General features: G+C 72.1%; 4 protein-coding genes. All 4 read right to left on the bottom strand.

Annotated features, from left to right (window positions below; genetic code table 11):
- On the bottom strand, positions 1–739 hold a 739-nt coding region (locus tag ACWFR4_RS48045; protein ID WP_453658214.1), incomplete at its 3' end, for a hypothetical protein.
- Positions 740–891: 152 nt separating this feature from the next.
- Positions 892–1,047, bottom strand: coding sequence for a hypothetical protein (locus ACWFR4_RS48050; protein ID WP_453658216.1), 156 nt, complete (start codon positions 1,045–1,047; stop codon positions 892–894).
- Between the two features lie 541 nt (positions 1,048–1,588).
- The gene (locus ACWFR4_RS48055; RefSeq protein ID WP_453658217.1) at positions 1,589–2,344 is read right to left on the bottom strand and encodes a hypothetical protein; all 756 of its coding nucleotides are present in this window, start codon (positions 2,342–2,344) and stop codon (positions 1,589–1,591) included.
- 276 nt (positions 2,345–2,620) lie between these two features.
- Positions 2,621–3,217 carry a hypothetical protein gene (locus ACWFR4_RS48060; protein ID WP_453658219.1) on the bottom strand — a complete coding sequence of 199 codons (597 nt, stop codon included), beginning with the start codon at positions 3,215–3,217 and terminating at the stop codon, positions 2,621–2,623.
- Between the last annotated feature and the right edge of the window lie 276 nt (positions 3,218–3,493).

Raw genomic sequence — 3,493 nt, forward strand, 5'->3', positions numbered from 1 at the left:
GGCCCGGGCCGTCGTCGTGGGGAGCCGGTTTGCGCAGGCCCGTGGAGGCTTCGATCTCTGCCGCCTCCGCGTCCTCGTCCTGGGTACACGCCTCGCACAGGTCGATTTCGGTGCACTCCGGCGGGCAGTTGCCGTTCGGGCACATCAGCCCGTCCTGGTCCCTGTCGGCGGTCTCCTGCTCGTCCAGGAGGACCAGCAGGTCGTAGGTGAACAGCGGCGGGCGTGGTCCGCGGCTGGGGGCGAGGGTGCGGGGTTCACCGGTGGCGTGGGTCAGGTAGGCGGTGACAGTCGTGCGCAGCTGGTCGCGCTGCGCGGACGTGGTGGCGTGCTCGGCGAGGGCGAGAGCGTCGGTGACACTGACAAAGAGGTCCTCGTGTCCGTGGATGCTGACGGTGTGCGTCACGCGACGTGCGTTGTCCATGGCGTCAGTCCAGGCCCGCACGCGGTTGGCGGCGGTAGCGGAATCGGGGCGGGCACCTGCGGTGATCTCCGCAAGCCGCGCGGTGTATCGGGTGTGGTCGGCCTGGCAGTTGTCGCAGGCGGCGACAGTGCCCGTGGGCCCGGCGGGGAGACGACCGGTCGCGTAGACGCCGCGGTGTGCGTGTCCGGGGACGTAGTTGCACAGCATCGGCACGCCTTCCTCGTTGATGAGATGCCGGTCCGTGGTGGCGCATGTGTCGTTGGCCGTGATGCGTGCTTCACAGGCACGTCCAGTGCGGGGCTGATCGGGCTTGTCCATGGCGGGTCCTCCGGTCGGTCGGCAAGCGAGGGATGTGCGACGGCCCGAGGGGGGAGAGTTGGTGATCACCGCTCCCTCGGGCCGGTGCCCCGAACATGGCTGGAGGCAGAGCAACGAGCGCAACCTGCGAAAGACAGGCGGACCGCGGGTTCTCAGCGCCGAGGTTGGCCGATGCGCTCCTCGCGGGGCAGCATCGAGCGGGCGAGCTTCGGGAACGGCACGGCCCGGCCGTACGCGCCGGAGCGCCACGCGGTCGCGGCCGCCATGCCCCCGCGCCGGATGGCGCCCCCTGCATGCTGTTTCGCCACTCTCCCCTCGTCAGGTGCGTCTTGAGCCACGGGGCGGCACGGCGCAGGTACGGCTCCCGCGAGCGGGCGAGACGGGAGCGGACGGCGCTGACGGTCCGACTCGTCGACCGTGGGCCGGCCGGGTAGGGACCGCGGTCGGCGTAGCGGGGAGAGCGGGCTTTACGGGCGCGGTGGGCGCGGAGCGTGGCAGTCATGGCTAAGTCCTCGAAACTCGTGTGGGGCAGGAGCGCGGGGCTCCCGGGCCCGGGCTGGATGTGGGACGGCCCGGGAGCGTGGTGGAGGGTCACTACTCCCCCCGCTGCCGCCGGGGGCCGCAGCGTCACAACGGGGCCGAGGCTTGACCGCACCGGCCGGGTAGCCGTGGTGGGATCCGTTCTTGACCCCCGCACACGGACCTGGGGGCAGCAAAGCCGGGCACGCCTCGTGGTGCGGGACCGCGCACCAGGGAGCGGCAACGCGGGACGGCCCGCCCCCGGATGTGCATGGGGCGGGCCGTCGACGGTGCGGAGCGCGGTGAGGTGCTCGGCACAGGTTGGATCCCTCACGGGTGCAGTTGGCCGAGCAGGACGCGGCCGTTACGGACGAGCGGGTGCTCGCAGGCGCCGGTGTCCGTGTCGGTGGGGTGGGTGATGTGGGCGGTGTGGAGGCGGGACAGGCGGGTCCAGAACCGGTACAGGTGCGGCTTGTCCGGGCGCGAGTGGCGCGGCGGCCGGGTGATGTAGCCGGTGGGGGCGGCCGGGTCAGGGACCATTTCGGCTTCGAGCTCGACCCAGGCTCGCTGGTACTCGGGGTCGATGCCGAAGATCCGGTACACCGCGTAGACGCCCCAGTCGTCGTCGTGGTCGCGGCCGGTGCCGATCTGCCCGGCACCGGTGTCGTAGCGCCCGTCGGGGTCGTACGGCCAGTCCGTGTGGCTGCAGTGCAATGTGCAGGCTGGGGTGGCGCTCGGGTCGGTGTGGGCGGAGCGCAGGTCGATGCCCTGGCGGCCTCGGCGGCTGATCGGGGCCTTCGCACACTTGAGACGCTCACGCAGGCTGCTGGCCCCGTTCCCGTCGCGGTCGGGGAGCTTGATGCGGTAGGCGAAGGCGCAGTTCCCGCAGTTGGTGCCGGTGGCGGCGGTGAGGGGCTGTCGGCTGGCGGGGTGGATGCCCTGAGCGAGAAGGGCCCGGACGTTGGCATTGCCTGCCCGCGCGGGAACCCGCGGGAAGCGCGGCACCGTGCCAGTACCGGCAGCGGGAACGGGGACGGAGGGGACGGGGGCGGAGCCGGGGACGGGGGCGGGGACAGATATGGACATGGGGAACGCCTTCCAGGAAGTCGAGTCTGCGGGGTTGGCGGGGCCCAAGGAAGCGGGAAGTTGTCACCGCTCCCCCGGGGCCCCGGTGGACCACACAGTGGCGATCCACCCCGCAAGCCCCGCAACCCCCAGGCAGGCGGACACAGATGGGGCACGGATGAGGTCCGGCCGGCAGACGGGGGTCCTGGAGGGACGGGCGTGGAGCGGCCCCCGGCACCGTGAGGTGACAGGGGCCCAGGGCCGGGGGCAAGGGGCGTGGCAGCCATCGGCCTAGTCCTAGTCGGTGGTGACGGCGTCGTCGATCCCGTCGTAGGCGTCGTCGCCGGGCAGCTCCTCCTCGTCGCCTTCGCTGTACATGTCGATCCAGGTGATGCCCGCGTACGGCAGCTGGTCAGCGATCGTGTGATCGGCGGGGTCGTGCGGGATGGGCCGGGCAGTGGGGAAGGTGAACGTGCCGCAGGGGACGGCGTAGGTGTTGCTGAAGCGGTCGTTCCACGTGGTGATGCAGTCGCCGCAGGTGACACGGCGGGGATCGCGGACGGTGATGCCGGGCGTGCGGCAGATGGTGTTGGCGTGTTCGGTCGGGGAGTCGGTGTCGGTGCCGAGGATGATCCAGGTCCAGGGGTCTAGTCCGTCCGGGAGGTGGCGCACTGGATCCTGCACAAGGGCTGCGGCTGCTCGGACGACGGCGGCTGCTTGTTCGAGCCGGGCGGCGAGCTGCTCGGGCGGGCCGCTGAGGGCGATGCCGTTGCTGCCGGTCCAAAAGGCGACGGCCATCTCGCCGGTGTCGACGGTGGCGCCGTCGATGTCCTCGCCGGGAAAGAGGAGTTCTGCGCCGCTGGTGTGGGCGGCCCATTCGAGTCGGTCGGACATGGGTAGGGGTGCTCCTTCGGTGCCGAATCGGGGTGGGGTCACCGTCAGGACGCGACGGGCTAGCGCAGCAACCGGCCGGACGACCGGGCGGGGTGCTGCGGGGGGGGCATGGGGCGGCCCCCGGCACCGTGAGGTGACAGGGGCCGAGGGCCGGGGATCAATGCGCCTGGCGGCTACGGGCGGAGGGCCTGGCCGTCGGGGCGGTCGGGCACGATGCGCACGGTGCGGCGGGGGTCGACGGCGCGGCCCGTGGGCCCGTTGGTGTGTTCCTTGACG

It is taken from the genome of Streptomyces sp. NPDC055140, assembly GCF_053607285.1.